Here is an 18,957-nt window from a genome sequence, read left to right as displayed (position 1 = left end):
GGAAATATTTTTATATAAAATACATCCAAAGCTTCAAACGTAAAACATTGACATAAAACACCTTATAGATATTCTTTTCCTGAAATTGTAATGGTATGTGACTTTAATCCTTTCGCAGAAGCGGACAAAATAACGGGTTTATTATTATTTTCTTTCTGAATAATAACTTGAGCATAACCATTAAAAAGCTGTCTAGTCCAAGGTTTACTTGGTGTTACGACCTGAATGATTCCCGGATCTGTATTCATAACATCCCAATCTTTTATTTTTTGCAATGGTGTTGCGATAATATAGAGGGAATTTTCACCTTCTTTTAAAATATTAGAATTCAGAATGTATTTCTGAGGATCTTCGGCACTTGAATTCACTTTATTTCCGTTGACAAAAACCACAACTTCTACTCCTATTTTCTTGTAAAAGAAGTTTACGTTTTTAATAGCCGAATAATCTTTTAATTCAAACTGACCGCGATAAACATAAGAAGGCGCTTGTTTTTTGTAATCTCTATCCTTAAAAGCTGTCGTCCAATCATTATCTGAATACACAGGTAATTGTTGCGGTAAAATTTCTGTAGTTACTTTTTGCTCTTCAAAATCCGTAATTGGAGTAAGCAGAATTTCGTCAATAAATTGATCTTTTTCCAAAGAAGTTGGATTTCCGTTGCCAACGCCTAAAATTTTTCCGCCTTTTATAGCAAATGTTATCTCATTATTTGCCATTGGAACATGAAGTCCTTTTTTGTCTGTAACCTCAACCGTTATTACAGAAACATTGGCATTCACATTATTTTCTTTATCTATGGAAAGTTTTATAGCTTCTGGGTTTTCGGTCGTTTTCTGAATATCCGAAAGGATTTTTTTGCCGTTTTTATATCCAATTGCTTCCAAAGTTCCCGGAGTATATTTTACTTTCCATTCTAAATGTCCATATTGCTCCATTTTCTTTTTACCCAAACTCTTTTTATTTAGGAAAAGTTCTACTTCATCGCAATTAGAATGTACCCAAACATCGATTTCTTGTCCTTCCATGCCGCTCCAATTCCAATGTGGCATAATGTGAAGAGCTGGTTCATTTCCCCACCAGGATTTCAAATAAAACACATTGTCTTTCGAGAAACCACAAACATCCATCATTCCAAAATAAGACGTAACCGACGGCCAGCCATAAGGAGTTGGTTCGCCGCGATAATCAAAACCTGTCCAGATAAACATTCCTGCCAGATACGGACGCGTTGCATAAAACTTCCAGCCTTCTTCGATACTGTAAAATGTTGGACGCGGTTTTCTATCATATGCACTTTGATAATGTTTTGTATCGTCTGTAAAATAAACACCGCGCGTTGCAAAGGTCGAACCTTCCTCCGTTCCCATTCCGGGTTGGGATTTAAACTCATTTCTATGTGCATCAATATCTCCGTTACCCATATAATTATAGCCCATAATTTCGACAACAGACGAAATTCCGCTTTTAAAACCACTACTAATTCCCACCGTTACAGGTCTTGTCGAGTCTATACTTTTTGCAAATCCCTGCATGACATTTGTAATGCGTTCACCAACAATATTTCCTTCAATATTCCATTCTTCATTGCCCACAGACCAGCAAAATATACTTGGATGATTTCGATCGCGTTCTATCATTCGCTTCAAATCATCGAGATGATACTCATTTATTCCCATCAAACGTGTTTCGTCAATTACCAGCATTCCCAATTTATCACAAGCTTCGAGCAATTCAGGCGTTGGCGGATTATGCGAACAACGATAGGCATTTGAACCCATTTCTTTAAGCTTTTTTATTCGGTAATATTGAAGTTCATCCGGCAAAGCAGTTCCAATTCCGGCGTGATCCTGATGATTGTTGGTTCCTTTTAATTTTAAGGCTTTTCCGTTAAGGAAAAAACCATTTTCAGGATCAAACTTAATTGTTCTAATTCCGAAAGAAGTTTCATAACGGTCTACAATTTTACCTTCTTGCTTTATTTGCGTAACTAAACGATATAAATTTGGCGAATCAATATCCCATAAAAATGGATTATTTACTTTTAGTTTTGAAGAATATTTGACTGTTTTGTAAAAATCCGGTGCCAAAGCATTTTCAGAACTACTCGTAATTTCTTTACCCGAAGGATCCAGAATAGTTTGGATTATTTCAATTGCACCTTTATAATTTCCTTTGTTTTCGATTGAAACTTCTGCACTAACTTCGGCATTATTAGTCTTTATTTCTGAAGTTACATAAGTTCCGTTTTCAATAACATGTAACGGATTTGTTTTCTGGAGATAAACATGTCTGTAAATTCCCGCGCCTTCATAAAACCAACCTTCTTCCATTGAAGCATCAACGCGAACAACAATTGTATTTTGACCGCCGTAATTAACATAAGAAGTAACATCATATTCAAAACCATTATAACCACTTTCGGCAGTTCCAAGAAAATAACCGTTGAAAAAGACTTTGGAATTTCTAAAAACGCCGTCAAATTTTAAAGAGATAATTTTTCCCTGATCGCTTTCGGGAATTGAGATTTTTTTTCGGTACCAACCAATACTTTTTTCAGGAAAACCTTTTCCCGCAGCTTTAAATCCGTGGCTATAACTCGCGCTTTCGCTAAAAGATTGTTCTACGATCCAATCATGTGGTAAATCGAGTATTCTCCAGGCACGATCGTCAAATTGCGATGATGCAGGACCGTCGGCAAAACCAGTTTTCGCCAAATAAGAAAAATAACCTTCGGCGTGACCAAAATCTTTTTGTTTATCGTATGAATGTCCCAATGAAAAACGCCATTCTTTATCGATCAAAATCAATTCTCTTTCTGATTTGTTCTGTGCGAAAGTGCAAATGGAAATCAAAAAAATAAAATACAGCAGAATTTCTTTTGGAAAAATGGTTTTCATAAGTAAAGTTAAAGTGGTGAGCTAGTGATGATAAAAATAGCTTTTTTAACTCTTAAAAGTTAATAGTATTTTATCAAAAGGTGATCGATTTCTCTTTTAATTTCGGGCTGAAAATCGAGAATTAAAATTTAGAATCATTCTATTGGCTATGTTTTGTTAAATGATTTTCTTTTGATGTAATTTTATATTAAAATTCAAATAAAAATAAGCCTATCATGAGTGTTATTAAAGATGAAGATAAACTTCTTAGCACTATTAAACGCATTGATCAGAAGATTGACAAGATCAACGATCAAAAGATAAATGCCTTTTTCGAATCCCTTGGATTAACGGAAAGAGAAGATGTACCAAAGGATTACCTGAGTTGGGAAACGATTCTTATTGTGGTGCCGGATCGTCATATCTCGCACGAATTGAAGTATTATAAGTTTTCGATTTCAAGACTCTTTTTTGTTACCAATCCTTATGCAGATCAAATTCATATTTTTGATTTTAACGAATGGAAAAACAGTACCAGAAATAAAACCCAGCTCCAAATTAGAGAAATTCTCAAAACAAATTTTGGAGGTGTCAAGAAACCTCATACTGATTCTCATTAAAAAGTCCGATCTAAACAAATCGGACTTTTTTATGCTCGAATTTCAAAAATTCTTAGAAATTTTTTTTCTAGTTTCTGTCTCTTTCGCTCTGTATTCCATCTTGAATAGAAAGCCATAAAAAGCAAAAACAAATTGACAATTGTTGACGCTCGCCGAAGTCCTCTAGCAAAAAAGAGAAAAAATATATTTATGGCTATTATGCAAACTATTGGAAAATATCTAGTCCAAAGCAGCTGAAATTTATTGTTTAGTTCAATAACGTAATCTACTTTAACTGTATTATTAATATTCTTATATTTTCCTTTTATAATATAAGGTGTTGGCGATTGTATTGAATTTATGGTCAAGTGAAAACTTTTATCATCAAAAAGTCCGTAAAATGGTTTAATTGCACCAGATACGGGAAATACTCTAACCTGTCCTAATGTTGATTTTAGAGAACCAATCTCTGTATTATCCTGTAATTTTGTGCGGAATTCAGATAAGTTGAGTTTTGATTGCATTTGACTTTTAATTTCCTTTTTATTTTGGAGATAACAAACTATTAACCAAATCATTCAATGCATTTCCATGAATGTTTTTGGCAATAATAATTCCGTTTTTGTCAATTAAAAAGTTTAATGGCACAGATTGAAGCATGTAATCAGCAACAACCGGAGATTTCCAATATTTTAAATCACTTACTTGAGTCCACGGAAGTTTTTGTTTTGCGATTGCACCTAACCAAAGTGGCTTTTTAGTATCCATTGAAACACTATAAATCGCAAATTTATCAGGATAAGCATTGTACAATTTTATTAATTCGGGATGTTCTTTAGTACATGGCCCGCACCAGGAAGCCCAAAAATCAACCAAAACTAATTCTCCTCTAAAAGAAGAAAGTACAACATTATTTCCTTTTGTATCCGGAAGATCAATTTCAGGCGTAATATCTCCTACTTCAACTCCAACAACCTGAGCTTTTGAGTTGGTTATAAAACAAAATAAGAATCCTAAAATGAGTAAAGTTTTTTTCATAATTGATTAAGTTTATTTAATTGGGGGCGTGTTTCAACTCTCGCAAAGTCGCGAAGTCGCAAAGTTTAATTCTTTTTTAAGTCTTTCTGTAAAAACTTTGCGACTTCGCGACTTTGCGAGATTATTAGACAAGCAAATATATATTTTCTTTATTAAATCTTCCACTGTTTTGTTTCCCCTATCTTAAATTTTTGCTAAATATTTTTTCTTTAATTGGTATATCGGGAAAAGTCGATATCTTTGCGCCATGGAAAATATAGAAATCTTTAAAGCATTATCTAATAAGTCCAGATTGCAAATGCTGGAATGGTTAAAAGAACCCGAAATAAACTTTCCGGATCAACTTCAGCATGCCGGATTTGAACACGGAGTATGTGTGGGTCAAATTCAAGCCAAAGCCGGTCTGACGCAATCAACAGTTTCTGAATACTTGTCTATTTTGCAACGTGCCGGATTTATAGAATCTAAACGCGTTGGACAATGGACCTATTATAAACGTAACGAAGGTGCCTTTGAAGCACTCAGTAAATTAATCCAATCTAATTTGTAAATTACTATGAGTACAAACAACCTGTTTTCGCCATTTAACTTAAAATCGTTAAATCTTAAAAACCGAATCGTAATGGCGCCAATGACGCGCTCATTTTCTCCAAACGGAGTTCCAACTGACGAAGTTGCTTCTTACTACCAAAAAAGAGCCGAAGGTCAAGTTGGTTTAATATTATCTGAAGGAACTGTTATCGACAGACCTTCATCGTCAAATGATGCAAATGTACCTCACTTTTATGGAGATGAATCTCTAAAAGGATGGAAAAAAGTTATAGATGAAGTTCACGCTGCCGGAGGTTCAATGGGACCACAAATCTGGCATATGGGAATCATGGATAATCACCATTCAGGTTGGGTTCCGCCAGTTCCTTTTGAAGGACCATCAGGATTAAACAGACCAGATTTCAGAAATGGAATAACAATGTCTGAAAAAGATATCGAAGACACTATTATTGCATTTGGAAAAGCTGCTGCTGATGCTAAAAGATTAGGTTTTGACACGATCGAAATTCACGGTGCACACGGTTATTTAATCGACCAGTTCTTTAGAGCAGAAACTAATTTACGTACTGATATTTATGGTGGAAAAACTCTTCCGGAACGTAACCGTTTTGCAATTGAAGTTGTAAAAGAAGTGAGAAAACAAGTAGGTAACGATTTTGCTGTTATCATGAGATTCTCTCAATTCAAACCTTCTGATTACAATTATAAATTGGCTAAAAATCCACAGGAATTAGAAGCTTGGCTTACGCCTCTTGTTGATGCCGGAGTTGATATTGTACATGCTTCACAACGCAGATTCTGGGAACCTGAATTTGAAGGTTCTGACTTGAATTTTGCAGGTTGGGCTAAAAAAGTAACAGGAGCTCCAACTATTACTGTTGGTTCTGTTGGGCTTTCAAGTGATTTCTTTGGTGCATTTGCCGGAGAAAGTTCTGAACCAACTTCATTAGACGAATTAAACAGACGTTTCGACAGAGGTGACTTTGATTTAGTTGCCGTTGGAAGACCTCTTTTATCTGATCCTAATTGGGTTGCAAAAATTGAAGCTGGTAAAACAGAAGAATTAAAAGGTTTTAGCAAAGAAGCTTTAGGACAATTGATTTTAGAATAAGTTTTTTTAAAGGTTCAAAGTTGCAATCCCGAAGCTTCGGGACAAAGGGACAAAATTTTTTCTAATTGGGCTAAATATAAAAAAGGGTGAAACTTTAAAAGTTCCACCCTTTTTTGTCTTTGTGTCATTCCCATTCTATTGTCATTTTTTCTCCGTAGAGGCGCACAGCAGTGCGTCTACTCAATGGATATACACAAACATGGGTTAAAAAATCATTGTAATCTTTATAATCTTTGGGTTAAACCAAAAGATGCACTGCTGTGCATCTCTACGTTAAGATTGGAATAAATAGAAAAGGGACAAAACTTTAAAAGTTTCATCCCTTTTTTGAATATCTATAACTAACAAAATTTAGAAATTCAATTCGTTATTCAGCAGTTTTAGTAACAACTGATTTCCTTTTTTGAAATTTATTTTGAAGCCAGTTGCGTACAGGTTCATCGTAGAATTTCAAACATAAATAAGCAATTACAATACTAGAAACCAAAACTCCGATTCCTATTACGTAACCGTCTTTTAGAGGGATTTTATTTTCGAATACCCAAGCTGTATACCAATAAATTAGTGGATAATGTATAATGTAAATTGGATATGAGATGTCTCCTAAAGCTTTGCATATTTTTAGCGAAAGCGGATTCTTTATCTCTCCTCCTGCTCCAATTGCAACAATTAATGGAAACAAAAGAATAATAACAACAGATTCGTATAAACCGTTCATCCATAAACTATTTTCGTCTCCAATTCTTGGAATACTGAATATCACGAAAATCATAATACTACAAACCCAGAAAGCGCCTTTTATGTGAATTAATTTTCCTAAACGGGAAAGTAAAACTCCGGCAAAAAACGGATATAATAAACGGGTAAAACCAACATTCATTTGTTCCAGGTTTAATGACCAACCGCCAATTACGTCTCCTTTTGGTCCAAAAACCGTATAATTAATCAGCATTGCTGCGAAGATTAAAACAAAAAATCCTAAAACTTTATTAGAGAATTTACGGAAAATTAATGCGTATAGAATATTAGCAATATATTCAAAGAAAAGCGACCATGCCGGTCCGTTTAACGGATGCATTTCGCCCCAGCCTCTTATTTCTAAAGAAGGCGGAATTGGTAATAATGTAAATCCAATTACCATTGTTAAGATTACTTTCCAAACTTCCATTCCTGCAATCTGTGGAAAAACAGTGTCTGAAGCTTGAAAATAATAAAATATTGCTCCAATGATCATTCCCATAATTACCATGGGCTGTAAACGAATTAAACGTCGTTTATAAAACTCCCACTGCCCCATTTTTCCCCAACGATCGTCATACGCATAAGCGACAACAAATCCTGATAACAGAAAAAAGAAATCAACGGCAAGATAACCGTGATTCATAATTTGTTTGAAACGGCTTCCTTCATTAAAAGTCTCAAAAATGTGGAAAATAACGACTAAAAGAGCAGCTACTCCACGTAAACCGTCCAGAATTTCATAATGTTTTTTTGGTTTAATGTCCATTGAAATTGAACTCATAAAAATATTTTTTTTTGGTTAAATGGTTAGTTTTTCTAATTGTTAATTATAAATGATTAATTGTTAATTAGAATTCTTGTGGTTTTTACGCTACAATTTATAATTAATAATTGATAATTAACAATCAATACTTATTATTGGTGATTTTTAAGCCACTCTAATCTGCGTTGATCCGGTAAATGTGTTACTTTAAAATTCTCAAACTTAGCTTCAAAACCTTTTCCGTCCGGTGACGCAGCCATTAAACCAACCATAACCGGCGTATTATCCTGTAATGGCGCATTTCTGGTTAGAATATAATTTTTGTCATCATACGAAAAGAAAACTTCAACAGCATCTAATCTTCTTACGACTTTTATCCATACAAAAGGTGGTGCTTTTTCTAATGTTGTAACACTCCAATCGCTTTTATCGTGCGTTACAACAGTGCTTATATTAAATTTTCCGTCTACAAATTCAACTCCGGTTTTAATGTAGTTTTTCTCGTCAATACGAAGCATTAATCCCATTTGGTCAAAACGAGCGATATAATTACCCGTTAATTTTACTTTGGCTTCAAATTCTCCACCATAAGTTGCGTAGTAAAATGGTGCATCGTCAACCGTGAATCCGTAATGCGAAATACGCCAATAATCACTATTTGCAGTAACATTCATAATCAAAGCATTGTTCTTAATTTCCCATTTTTCAGGTTCATTAAACCATTGCATTTTATTTAAAGTCTGCGCCGAAAGGTTTTGCGCTAAAAACAAAACCAAAGCACTTAGTATAATTTTTTTCATATTAGATTTTATAAGATTTTAATTTATTAAGATGAAAAATTTCTAACAATAAACATTTTACATCTAACTATTTTCTAAAAAAGCAAAGCTGCAACTTTTTACAATTGCAGCTTTACAACCAACCAATTTAGAAATAATAAAAACTATTTAAGTGAGAAGCCCACTTTAGATTTTATGTCTGTAGACGATGCACCAATAATTGCTTCAAAGTCTCCAGGTTCAGCAACCCAGTCGTGTTTTTTATCATCAAAAAAGCTTAAAGCAGTTTTGTCAATTGTAAAAGTTATTGTTTTTTCTTCTCCCGCTTTAAGCGAAATTTTCTCAAAACCTTTTAATTCTTTTATCGGACGTGGCAATGATGATTTCAAATCACTAATATAAAGCTGAGCAACCTCAGAACCTTCACGTTTTCCAGTGTTTTTAACTTTAACAGAGAATGTAATTTGATCTCCCGCCGACATTTGTTTTTTATCTGCTGTTACTTTTCCGTATTCAAAAGTAGTGTAGCTTAAACCGTGTCCAAAAGAGAATAATGGTTTTGCTTTTTGTTTGTCAGCCCAACGGTATCCTACAAAAATGCTTTCTTTGTAAGTTACATCATCTCCACCAGGAAAATCTCCTAATGCATGTGCTCCGTTATCCGATAATTTTACAGGAAAAGTAAATGATAATTTCCCGGAAGGGTTAACATCTCCAACCAAAACAGCAGCCAAAGCAGTTCCTGCTTCTGTACCTAAAAACCAACCTTGTACAATTCCCGGAACTTCCTTAACCCACGGCATCGCCACAGCATTTCCTGAGATATTTACAAAAACTATATTTTTATTTACTTTAGTCAATTCGTTAATCAACTGATCCTGACCGTATGAAAGTCCTAATTGCGCACGATCAAATCCTTCAGCATCTTGTTTGTCGCTTTTATTTGTTCCTCCAATAAAAAGAACAATATCAGCATCTTTAGCTACTTTTAAAGCCTCAGCAGTCAATTCAGTAGGAGAACGTTTGTCTTCTAAACTTACTTTTGCCACAACTCCATTATAGTTACTTGTTGGATCTCCAACATAACCACGAGCGTAAACGATTTCAGCTTGGTTTCCAATTCTTTTCTTTAAACCTTCAAGCGGAGTAATTTCGTATCTTGCTTTAAGCGAAGAACTTCCTCCACCAACTGTCATCATTTTAATAGCATTCTCTCCAATAACTGCAATTTTCTTAGTTTTAGAAAGATCAATTGGCAAAATATTGTTTTTGTTTTGAAGCAATACAATTCCTTCTTCAGCAATTTTTAAACCTGCCTGAGCGTGTTCTGCAGTTCCAAAAGATCCAAAAGGTCTGTTTCTATCCATTGTAGTCAAGAAAGATAAACGTAAAATACGACGTACTTTTTCGTCTAATTCTTTAGTTCCAATTTCACCTTTAGCAATCATAGTCGAATATGGTTTTGCTAAATAATAGTTGTCATAAGCATTGCTTGTTCCCCAAGAAAGTCCGTTTGTCCAAGAACCAAATTCCATATCCAAACCATTGTGAATCGCTTGTTTTGTATCATGAACTCCTCCCCAATCAGAAACTACAACACCTTTGAAGCCCAATTCTCCGCGAAGAATATCATTCAATAAATACTCATTATGGCAACAATGTTGTCCTTTATATCTGTTGTATGCTCCCATAATTGCCCAAGCATCACCTTCCTGGACAGCAGCTTTAAAAGCAGGCAAATAAATCTCGTACAAAGCACGATCATCAACAATTACGTTTACAGAATTACGACCAGTTTCCTGATTGTTTAAAGCGAAATGTTTTACACAAGCTGCAACTCCATTTGATTGTACTCCTTTAATATAAGGAACTACCATTTTTGAAGTTAGGAAAGGATCCTCTCCCATATATTCGAAGTTACGACCGTTTAATGGGCTTCTGTAGATATTAACTCCAGGTCCTAACAATACATTTTTATTACGATATCTTGCTTCTTCTCCAATTGATTTTCCATATAAAGAAGACAATTCTTTATTCCATGTTGCAGAAAGCGCCGTTAAAGCCGGAAATGCAATACAAGAATCATTTGTCCAACCAGCCTGATCCCATTCGTCCCATTTAACTTCAGTACGAATTCCGTGTGGACCATCAGTCATCCAGTTTTCAGGAATTCCCAAACGCGGTACACCAGGTGAACTAAATTTTGATTGCGCATGAATCATGGCGATTTTTTCATCGGTTGTCATTTTAGAAAGCGCATCTTCTACACGTTCATTAATTGACTTTTTATCATCTAGATAAACCGGAACTTTATTCTGTGCATTTACACAGAAAGAGCCTAGCAAAAGTAAAACAACAATTGTTTTAACGTTTTTAAACATAACTATTAATTTATTAAAGCATTTATATAATTAAAGGTTGCTGTTCTCGAAAACACCTTTAATAATATTGTAAAGCTAAAACGTTATAGTTCGTGTTGAATTTTTAAACGAAAAAAAGTAGTGAAATAAAAATACAAAACATTAACTATCAATTATTTAACAAAAAATAATAGGCGAAAAAAGTAGTGGTTTTAAAAAAAACAATTAGATTTTTAAGGTAATTAAGCCAATTTTCATGACCATTTCCTCGAAATCATTTCTTGAAACTGCCGCTTTATTTCTTGCTCTTGTGCGATAATTGTAAATTGTGCTTAAAGAGTATCTTAAAAATGCTGCGATTTTGACACTGTCTGTAATTCCAAGTCGGATTAAAGCAAAAATACGAAGCTCTGTATTTAGCAATTCTCCTTGTTTTAAAACAATTTGTTCTTCACTAATTAGTAAAGCATTGAAATCTTTTACAAAAGTTGGATACAAATTCAGGAAGATAATATCAAAATTCTTGTACAATTCCTCCAATTCATTATCAACTAAAGTTGTTGATTTTAAAATTTTATAAATCTCATCAAATTGTTTTGCCGTAGCTTTCTTGTTTAAAATGATGCGGTAATTTTCCAGTTTATTGATATAAGTCGAACACAAATTAAAGAAATGCGCTATATATTCTTCTTTAATATGATTAGATTCTGATAATTGTGCATTACGCTCCTGCAACTGATTATTAGTCTGGGTAATATCCTGATTTAATTCGGCTAATTTTTGACTTGTAATAAAAAGCTCTCCACGAATTCGGGATACTTTTTTCATTTGTTTGTAAACATAAATAATCGCCACAATCAAAAATGCCGTTAAAATACTAATGCACAAAAGATACATTTGCAATTGCATTTTTCTTTTGGCTTCTCTTTCTAAATAAGCGGTATTGATAATCGAATAAACTTCAGACATTTGCAGCGTTCGAAACTGTACATTACAAAACAAAGCATCCGCAATAGCCGATTGTGTTAGTTTGTAAGCCATATCTACATCGCCAATTTCATAAAAAACGAGCGCCAATTCCTGCAAAGATGCATTGTCTTTTATGGCATGTTTAATATCTGAAAGTGCCGAAAGTGCATAGTATTTTTTTCTTAATTCTAATTGATGTGTAGATTCATAAATACTTCCCAAAAGATATCCAATCATTGCATATTGTGTATCGTCCTGATTTGCGGTTTCTAATAAACGCATCAATTTTTTCTGCGCAATGCCAAATTGCATATGATGAATATGACGCTGAATCAGATTGATTTTATACTTAAGCGTCTGAGGATTTAAAACTGTCAATAAAGAATCGCGGTACATCGCAATTTGAGTGATATACTTTTTGTCGTAACTATTGGCTACATAATGCTCATAAAACTCCCGATACGATTCGTAATACTCCGGAAGTACCTTTTTTGATAATTGGTTTTTATTGATCGCTTTCAGAATAGCTTCTGATTCCCGATATTTTCCTGACGAAGAATAAAGTGTTGCTAATTCAAGATTTGCCAAATCTTCCAGTTCTTTATTTTGAAGTTCATTGGCAAGTTTCAGATTTTTCTTGACGTAATGAATCGCCGAATCTGAATTGAATTTTAAATATTCTGTATATAATGTCTTATTGTAATTGTACTCTTGTTCCTTAGTTAAATTATCAGATTTGATTTTCTTGAAGTTCAAAATACGCTCTTCTTTTAACTGAACATAACGTTCCTTATTTTTTAAAGCATTGTTTAACTGTGCTAAAATAGCATCTGTACTATCCAATGAATAAACAGGCAGATTGACAAGAACGATTAACAGAAATAGAAAATATTTTTTCAAGCTAAATAAAGATATTATGAGACTTACAAATATAATAAAGTCATGGTATAAAATTGAATTATTTATAAAGTCTGGTCATTTTATAAAATATTAAAAAACATAACAAAATTTTGGAATAATAACCATTATAAAAAAGCAGTTTTCAGGCTTTCGTGAGAATGTTTTTATAATTTTGTTTAGACTATTCTTTTATCTAATCTAAACAATAAACACTTATGCCACACTTTGTTATTGATTGCTCTGAAAATGTTATCCGAATAAAATCTGCAGACGATATCATGCAGGAAGTTTATAATTCGGCATTATCAACAGGACTTTTTCCTGCTTCTGAAATCAAGGTTCGTATCAATCCTTTTGCATATTATAATAATGGAAATTCCCTGGAAGATTTTATTCACGTTTTCGCATACATTCTGGAAGGCCGAAATACCCATCAAAAGGTCAATTTATCAAACGTAATTGTATCTAAACTAAATGCCATTATTCCCGAAGTTCCAATTATTTCAATTAATATTAGCGACTTCGAAAAAGCGAGTTATTTTAATAAAGCAATGCTTTAGTTATAATTTTATTTATTAATGATATAAAAATAATTATATCATTAATGTTTTTTATGTAACCAAAGTATCGCAATACTGTTATTTCGAGCGAAGGGAGAAATCACACACGTAATTCGACACAGATTGGCGATTCTCTTTGTGGAGCTTCTTGTGTGATTTCTCCCTTCGCTCGAAATGACAAAAATGCTCAAACCTTTGTCAAAGTTTAAAACTTTGACAAAGATCGTTGCAACTTTAAATGAACTTATATCACTTATATGGTTTAAATTAAAAAGAACTAAACCGCAATTGGCGCCGCCAAACAACTCTCAGGAATATCAAATGCATTTACTAGCGAAACTGCATCTGGTCGAATATCCCAACAAAGCTGATTCACAATTTTACGGATTGCTTTAGTTTTTACCGCTTCCATATATCCGTCTTCAAGATACCACGCTTTGTTTTTTTCTAATTGCGAAAGAGCGTATAAATGATTCAGTTTTGTCAATATTTCTTTTGTCTTTTGATCTTCTACGGTTTTTATTGCTAATTGAAATTGTTCCAAAACCACTCTTTCAAGATAAGCCTGAGCAACATCAATCATTTGATGCTGAACAACATTAAAAGCATCATAAGGTTCTAAGCCGCCATCAACCAGTTTTTTGATACGTCTTGCTGCTGAAGCTAATATCGCCTTTTCACGATGAATAAATGCCTGCAAATGAAACTCTCCATCAAGCAAATGTTCATCATCTGTTCTACGTGTTGCAATTGGATTTTTCTCTGTAATTGCCGTTTTTGCATTTTCAAATACATAATTTATAATTCCTGCAGCCCCCATTTCTCCAAACGATTTTCTAAATTCAGACAAACGGTTTTTCGCTACTAATTGCATCAAAACGGTATTATCGCCTTCAAAAGTGGTATAAATTTCGGTGTCATTTTTTAACGCATCGATTCTATTTTCAGATAAATATCCTTTTCCGCCGCAAGCTTCGCGACATTCTTGCAGAATATCTCTTGTACTCCAAGTCGAATATGATTTCATTCCGGCTGCGAGAGCTTCGATTTCCTGCATTTCTGCTTCGGTTCTGTTTAGAAAACGATTCGTAAGATATTGTAAAGCAAAATGAACGGCATAAGTTTTAGCCAAAGGCGGAATCAAACGACGTTGGTGCATTCTGTAATTTAAAATCGGAACTTCTGAACCTCCTTCCGGTCCAAATTGTCTTCTTTGATCGCTGTAGCGAATGGCAATTGTCAATCCTGATTTGGCTGCAGCCAAAGCCGAACGTGGAATTCCAATTCGTCCTCCAACCAAAGTTCCTAACATGGTAAAAAAACGTCGATTATCACTTGGAATCGGGCTTTCGAATTCGCCTTTATCATTGACAGAAGCAAAACGATCTAGCATATTTTCTTTCGGAATTACAACGTTATCAAAACTTATGGTTCCATTATCTACGCCATTTAAGCCCATTTTATGACCACAATCACCGATAGTAACTCCATTTAAAGTATTTCCGTTTGTATCTCGAAGCGGAACCACAAATGCATTCACGCCATAATCATGATTGTCAATAATTAATTTAGCAAAAACAGTTGCCATTTGTCCGTGAACCGCAGCATTTCCAATATATTCTTTTTGCGCGTTTTTGTTTGGTGTATGAATTACAAATGTCTGATCGCTATGATTATAAGTTGCTGTAGTTTCAAGACCTTTTACGTTTGAACCGTGATGTGTTTCGGTCATCGCAAAACAACCCGGAATTTTTAACGTTCCAATATCTTTTAGGTATTTAGCATAATGTTTCTCGGTTCCTAAAGACTGAACGCTCATTCCCCAAAGTCCAAACTGAACGCCAAATTTTATCACTAAACTTAAATCGTGGTAACTCAAAGTTTCCATAATCGCGAAATAATCGGCTATATTTTCTCCTCCGCCGTATTGTTTTGGATATGCCATATTTCCTAGGTTTTCTTCTGCCAGGATTTTACACCAATTGTAAACTGTTTGTCGGTAGACATTTATATCTGTTGAAGTTTCGTAAGCAAATTCGGGTTTTGAAATAATCGATTTAACTTTTTTAATAATCGCAGCTTCTTTTCCGTCCAGAAGTTCTGTTATTTTCTGAATATCAAAATCACTATTGGTTTGGGAATTTGCAGTAAAAGAACCCGCTTTTGTTTTGAAATTCTGAATTACTTCTTCTCCTAAAACTCCTAAATCATTCTCTAGTTTTATAAAACTGGATTTCAAATCCGAAATATCCACGTCTTTTTCTGAAACTGCTTCTGCAATATCAAAAAGTGATTTTATGTCAGTTTTATTCTGAATACTTTTCTCAATATCCAATTTCCATTGAGAGAGTTCATTTCGCGAAGGCGGATTTGAAATGTCTACTTTCGAAAGAAGTTGCTGTTTTTCTTCGGGCGAAAGCCACGACAAATCATTAATAAATTTCTGAATTGTGGTAAACTCTTTTTGAGTCAGCAAATCATCTGACCACACTAAATAAAACAACGGAGTAAAGGCTTGGAGCTTGGTATTTTTCATAAATATAGTTTCAGTTAATTGCCCGTTTAGGCTTAGTTTTTTTCTACAATTTATTATATAAAAAAACAGGACTGAAAATACTCAATCCTGCTTATATATCCTGTTAAGATTCTGGTAATTTTAATCAAAAGAAAAAAATGTTGCCACGAATTGCACGAATGAACACGAATTTTTCCTTTGATTAACTAAATTATAATTGGAGATAATTTGCAAATTATATTGAACATTGCCAACGGTTTCAACCGTTGGAACGTAATAAATTATCGCAATCTGTTTCCCAAGGTTAAAACCTTGGGCTATGTTTCGAATAGGAATGAATTTAGGTTGACAAAATAAAGAAAAAAATTCGTGTTCATTCGTGCAATTCGTGGCAAAAAAATCACAAAAAGCCATAAAAAAACAGGAATGAAATTAATCATTCCTGTTTTGAATATCCTAAAGATTCTGGTAATTTAACTTCTAAACCAATAAAAAATATAAACAACCTTTCGTTATTTTAGAGCCTTTGGATATTGTAATAATCTTTGCTTAATAGCAAAAATGTGATGTGAATTAAAAACTAATACTGCAAGAAAAACGATTCCGTATGCCAGAATCTGTATTGGTCCAAATTGTTCTTTGTATAGGAACATTGCTAATAGAAAAGCAATCATTGGATTAATATTTAAAAGCATTCCAACTGTTGATGAATTAATTCCCGAAAGGGCATATAAATTAAGGAACAACGGAAAGATTGTAAACAGAATTGCGATGGTTTCGATACAGAAATAAAACTTAAATTCTGTTGGAACCGGACCGCTATAAGCCGGATAAAATGGTACTAAAAATAAGGCAGCCATTGTAATATGGAACGTTAAAACTATAAATTTATCAAAGCCTTTATTGATACGTTGACTTACTAAATAGGATGCATATGTAAAACCAATTATGATGCTAAAAAACATATCCATAATATTGGCATACGATAAAAGTAAACATCCTGAAATGCTTAATCCTACTGCCATCCATTGCGTTTTGCTTAGTTTTTCATGCAAAATAAAATACGCTAATAAAGTCGTTAAAATTGGGCAAACTAAATACGCCAAAGAAGTTGCTTTTACACTAACATGATTCATTACATAAATAAATGTGAACCAGTTTGCCATTAGAAAAACGCTTCCGCCGATATTTAATAAGACAGTTTTTTTCTTCTCTGCTTTCGTAAATCCTTTGAAGGTTTCGATGGCTTCTTTGACTTTTTTTCGTCTGAATGTAAAAGCAATCAGCAACATTAGAATACTACAACTAAAGACACGATAAAATAAAATATCTAAAGAGGCATAGTCGTGTATTGGTTTTAAAACCAAACTAAAAAATCCCCAGATTACAAAACATGTAATCGCTGCTATGTAGTATTTTGTTGTTTTCACGGAAAGTTATTTTTAAATGATTTTCTGATAAAACAAATTTCTAAAAAATAAAACAGCAATACAGATACAGTTTTTGTAAATTGCACCATAACAGTTTTTATTTTTATTATGAAAAACTCAAATTACTTATATCTTCAGTTTGCTGACAGAATCGAAAAACAGATTAAATCCGGTGTTTTAAATGTTGGCGACAAATTGCCCTCAATCCGCGAAGTCTGTGCAGAAACCGGTTATAGTATGAGCACGGTTAGTAAGGCTTATTATGAAGTCGAAAGCCGTTCTTTGATCGAATCAAGACCGCAATCTGGTTATTATGTAAGTAATACTTCGGCCAGAATAATTACTGAACCTTCGCCAAGCAGTCCTATTTTGAGATGTCAAAACGTTGACAGACAAGATTTAATCGATCAGGTTTATGGTAACATGACGGATCAGAATATTACGATGCTTTCGCTGGGATTTCCTTCTAATGAATTGTTGCCAATCGCCAAATTAAACAAAGGAATGGTTCAGGCAATGCGACAACTCCCAAATAGCGGAACAAGTTATGAGGAGGTAAAAGGGAATCCGAATTTAAGACGGGAAATTGCCCGATGGTCTTTTACCTGGGGTGGATCTCTAACGGAGGAAGATATCATAACAATGCCGGGATGTACAAGCGCAATTTCGCATTGTTTGATGACGCTGACTAAACCGGGAGATACTATTATTACTGAAAGTCCGGCGTATTTTGGGATATTGCAATTGGCTAAATCTCTTGGATTATACATCATGGAATTGCCTACAAACATGACAACGGGAATAGAACTTGATGCGTTGAAAAAAGCACTTTCGTCGAAGAAAGTAAAGCTTTGTTTATTGATGAGCAATTTTAGTAATCCGTCTGGAAGTATGATGCCAAATGAGCATAAAATTGAAGTTGTGAGATTAATGGAATTTTACAATATTCCTTTAATCGAAGATGATATTCACGGCGATTTGTACTTTGGCTCAAGCCGACCAACGAATTGTAAAACGTATGACGAAAGCGGAATTGTGCTTTGCTGTAGTTCGGTTTCTAAAACTCTGGCTCCGGGATATCGCGTAGGTTGGGTTTCGCCGGGGAAATTTAAAAAGGAAATCTTAAGAAACAAAATTTATCACACGCTCTCCTCGCCTACTATTACGCATCAGGTTGTGGGAGATTTTCTTAAAAACGGACGTTATGAAAACCATCTTAGAAAAATACGCACAATCCTGAATCAGAATTGTAATAATTATATCAATACGGTTTTGGAATCTTTCCCAACAGGAACAAAAGTAAGTCAGCCTCAAGGTGGATTTTTTCTTTGGCTGGAAATGGACAAAAGCTTTGATACGGCGGCTTTTTATCATTTGGCAATGAAACACAATATTAGTATTGCGCCCGGAAGAATTTTCTCTTTGCAGGATCAGTTTTCTAATTGTATGCGATTGAGTTTTGGTTTGCCGTGGACAAATGAATTGCGTCAATCGATACAAACACTTGGAAGATTGGCGGGGAAATAAATCTATCACAAAACCTAAACACAATATTGTCATTTCGACGGAGGAGAAATCGCACTAGAAATTCTGCAAAGAAAATCATCAATCTTTGTCGAGTTACGCGTGTGATTTCTCCTCCGTCGAAATGACAAAACTTTGCGACTTCGCGCCTTTGCGAGATTAATTTTATTTAGAAAAAAAACTTAATTGAATGACATTGAATTTCGTCAAAATAAATCCAAAAGTATTATAAAAAAC

General features: G+C 34.0%; 14 protein-coding genes. 5 read left to right on the top strand and 9 right to left on the bottom strand.

What is annotated here, in order from left to right; genetic code table 11:
- Window positions 1-62: 62 nt before the first annotated feature.
- Window positions 63-2,900: a beta-galactosidase GalA gene (gene galA, locus CLU81_RS22695; RefSeq protein WP_099711899.1), complete on the bottom strand. Its 2,838-nt coding sequence runs from the start codon at window positions 2,898-2,900 to the stop codon at window positions 63-65.
- Window positions 2,901-3,115: 215 nt separating this feature from the next.
- On the opposite strand from galA, the gene CLU81_RS22690 reads away from it, so the two are divergent.
- Window positions 3,116-3,499 carry a hypothetical protein gene (locus CLU81_RS22690; protein WP_099711898.1) on the top strand — a complete coding sequence of 128 codons (384 nt, stop codon included), beginning with the start codon at window positions 3,116-3,118 and terminating at the stop codon, window positions 3,497-3,499.
- Between the two features lie 29 nt (window positions 3,500-3,528).
- Here the strand turns inward: CLU81_RS22690 and CLU81_RS22685 are convergent, their stop codons facing one another.
- Both CLU81_RS22685 and CLU81_RS22680 read right to left on the bottom strand, forming a co-directional pair.
- Window positions 3,529-4,002: a hypothetical protein gene (locus CLU81_RS22685; protein ID WP_144444542.1), complete on the bottom strand. Its 474-nt coding sequence runs from the start codon at window positions 4,000-4,002 to the stop codon at window positions 3,529-3,531.
- A gap of 19 nt (window positions 4,003-4,021) precedes the next feature.
- Window positions 4,022-4,516 carry a TlpA disulfide reductase family protein gene (locus tag CLU81_RS22680; protein WP_099711896.1) on the bottom strand — a complete coding sequence of 165 codons (495 nt, stop codon included), beginning with the start codon at window positions 4,514-4,516 and terminating at the stop codon, window positions 4,022-4,024.
- Window positions 4,517-4,763: 247 nt separating this feature from the next.
- Between CLU81_RS22680 and CLU81_RS22675 the strand changes: the two genes are divergently transcribed.
- Complete coding sequence (locus CLU81_RS22675; protein WP_041518777.1) at window positions 4,764-5,066, top strand: helix-turn-helix transcriptional regulator; 303 nt, start codon at window positions 4,764-4,766, stop codon at window positions 5,064-5,066.
- Window positions 5,067-5,072: 6 nt separating this feature from the next.
- Entirely contained in the window at window positions 5,073-6,179 is a 1,107-nt protein-coding gene (locus CLU81_RS22670; protein ID WP_099711895.1) for an NADH:flavin oxidoreductase, read from the top strand.
- Window positions 6,180-6,546: 367 nt separating this feature from the next.
- Here the strand turns inward: CLU81_RS22670 and CLU81_RS22665 are convergent, their stop codons facing one another.
- The 4 genes from CLU81_RS22665 to CLU81_RS22650 form a co-directional block, all read right to left on the bottom strand.
- Window positions 6,547-7,701, bottom strand: a complete 1,155-nt coding sequence (locus CLU81_RS22665) for an acyltransferase (RefSeq protein ID WP_099711894.1) — start codon at window positions 7,699-7,701, stop codon at window positions 6,547-6,549.
- Window positions 7,702-7,835: 134 nt separating this feature from the next.
- Window positions 7,836-8,483 (bottom strand): DUF1349 domain-containing protein, encoded by a 648-nt coding sequence (locus tag CLU81_RS22660; protein WP_099711893.1) that lies wholly within the window; start codon window positions 8,481-8,483, stop codon window positions 7,836-7,838.
- A gap of 143 nt (window positions 8,484-8,626) precedes the next feature.
- Window positions 8,627-10,843: a glycoside hydrolase family 3 C-terminal domain-containing protein gene (locus tag CLU81_RS22655; RefSeq protein WP_099711892.1), complete on the bottom strand. Its 2,217-nt coding sequence runs from the start codon at window positions 10,841-10,843 to the stop codon at window positions 8,627-8,629.
- 204 nt (window positions 10,844-11,047) lie between these two features.
- Entirely contained in the window at window positions 11,048-12,691 is a 1,644-nt protein-coding gene (locus tag CLU81_RS22650; RefSeq protein ID WP_099711891.1) for a DUF6377 domain-containing protein, read from the bottom strand.
- 215 nt (window positions 12,692-12,906) lie between these two features.
- Here CLU81_RS22650 and CLU81_RS22645 point away from each other — a divergent pair, with 215 nt between their 5' ends.
- On the top strand, window positions 12,907-13,251 hold the full coding sequence (locus tag CLU81_RS22645) for a 5-carboxymethyl-2-hydroxymuconate Delta-isomerase (protein ID WP_099711890.1): 345 nt from the start codon (window positions 12,907-12,909) through the stop codon (window positions 13,249-13,251).
- A gap of 277 nt (window positions 13,252-13,528) precedes the next feature.
- Here the strand turns inward: CLU81_RS22645 and CLU81_RS22640 are convergent, their stop codons facing one another.
- Together CLU81_RS22640 and CLU81_RS22630 are read right to left on the bottom strand one after the other, a co-directional pair.
- Window positions 13,529-15,787 (bottom strand): acyl-CoA dehydrogenase, encoded by a 2,259-nt coding sequence (locus CLU81_RS22640; protein ID WP_099711889.1) that lies wholly within the window; start codon window positions 15,785-15,787, stop codon window positions 13,529-13,531.
- Between the two features lie 491 nt (window positions 15,788-16,278).
- Window positions 16,279-17,196: an EamA family transporter gene (locus CLU81_RS22630; RefSeq protein ID WP_099711887.1), complete on the bottom strand. Its 918-nt coding sequence runs from the start codon at window positions 17,194-17,196 to the stop codon at window positions 16,279-16,281.
- Between the two features lie 108 nt (window positions 17,197-17,304).
- Here CLU81_RS22630 and CLU81_RS22625 point away from each other — a divergent pair, with 108 nt between their 5' ends.
- Window positions 17,305-18,723 (top strand): PLP-dependent aminotransferase family protein, encoded by a 1,419-nt coding sequence (locus CLU81_RS22625; RefSeq protein ID WP_099711886.1) that lies wholly within the window; start codon window positions 17,305-17,307, stop codon window positions 18,721-18,723.
- Window positions 18,724-18,957 lie beyond the last annotated feature (234 nt).

Source organism: Flavobacterium sp. 9 (assembly GCF_002754195.1).
Taxonomy (GTDB): Bacteria; Bacteroidota; Bacteroidia; order Flavobacteriales; family Flavobacteriaceae; genus Flavobacterium.
Note: the sequence above shows the minus strand (reverse complement) of the source record. Positions and strands in the feature narration are given on the sequence as shown.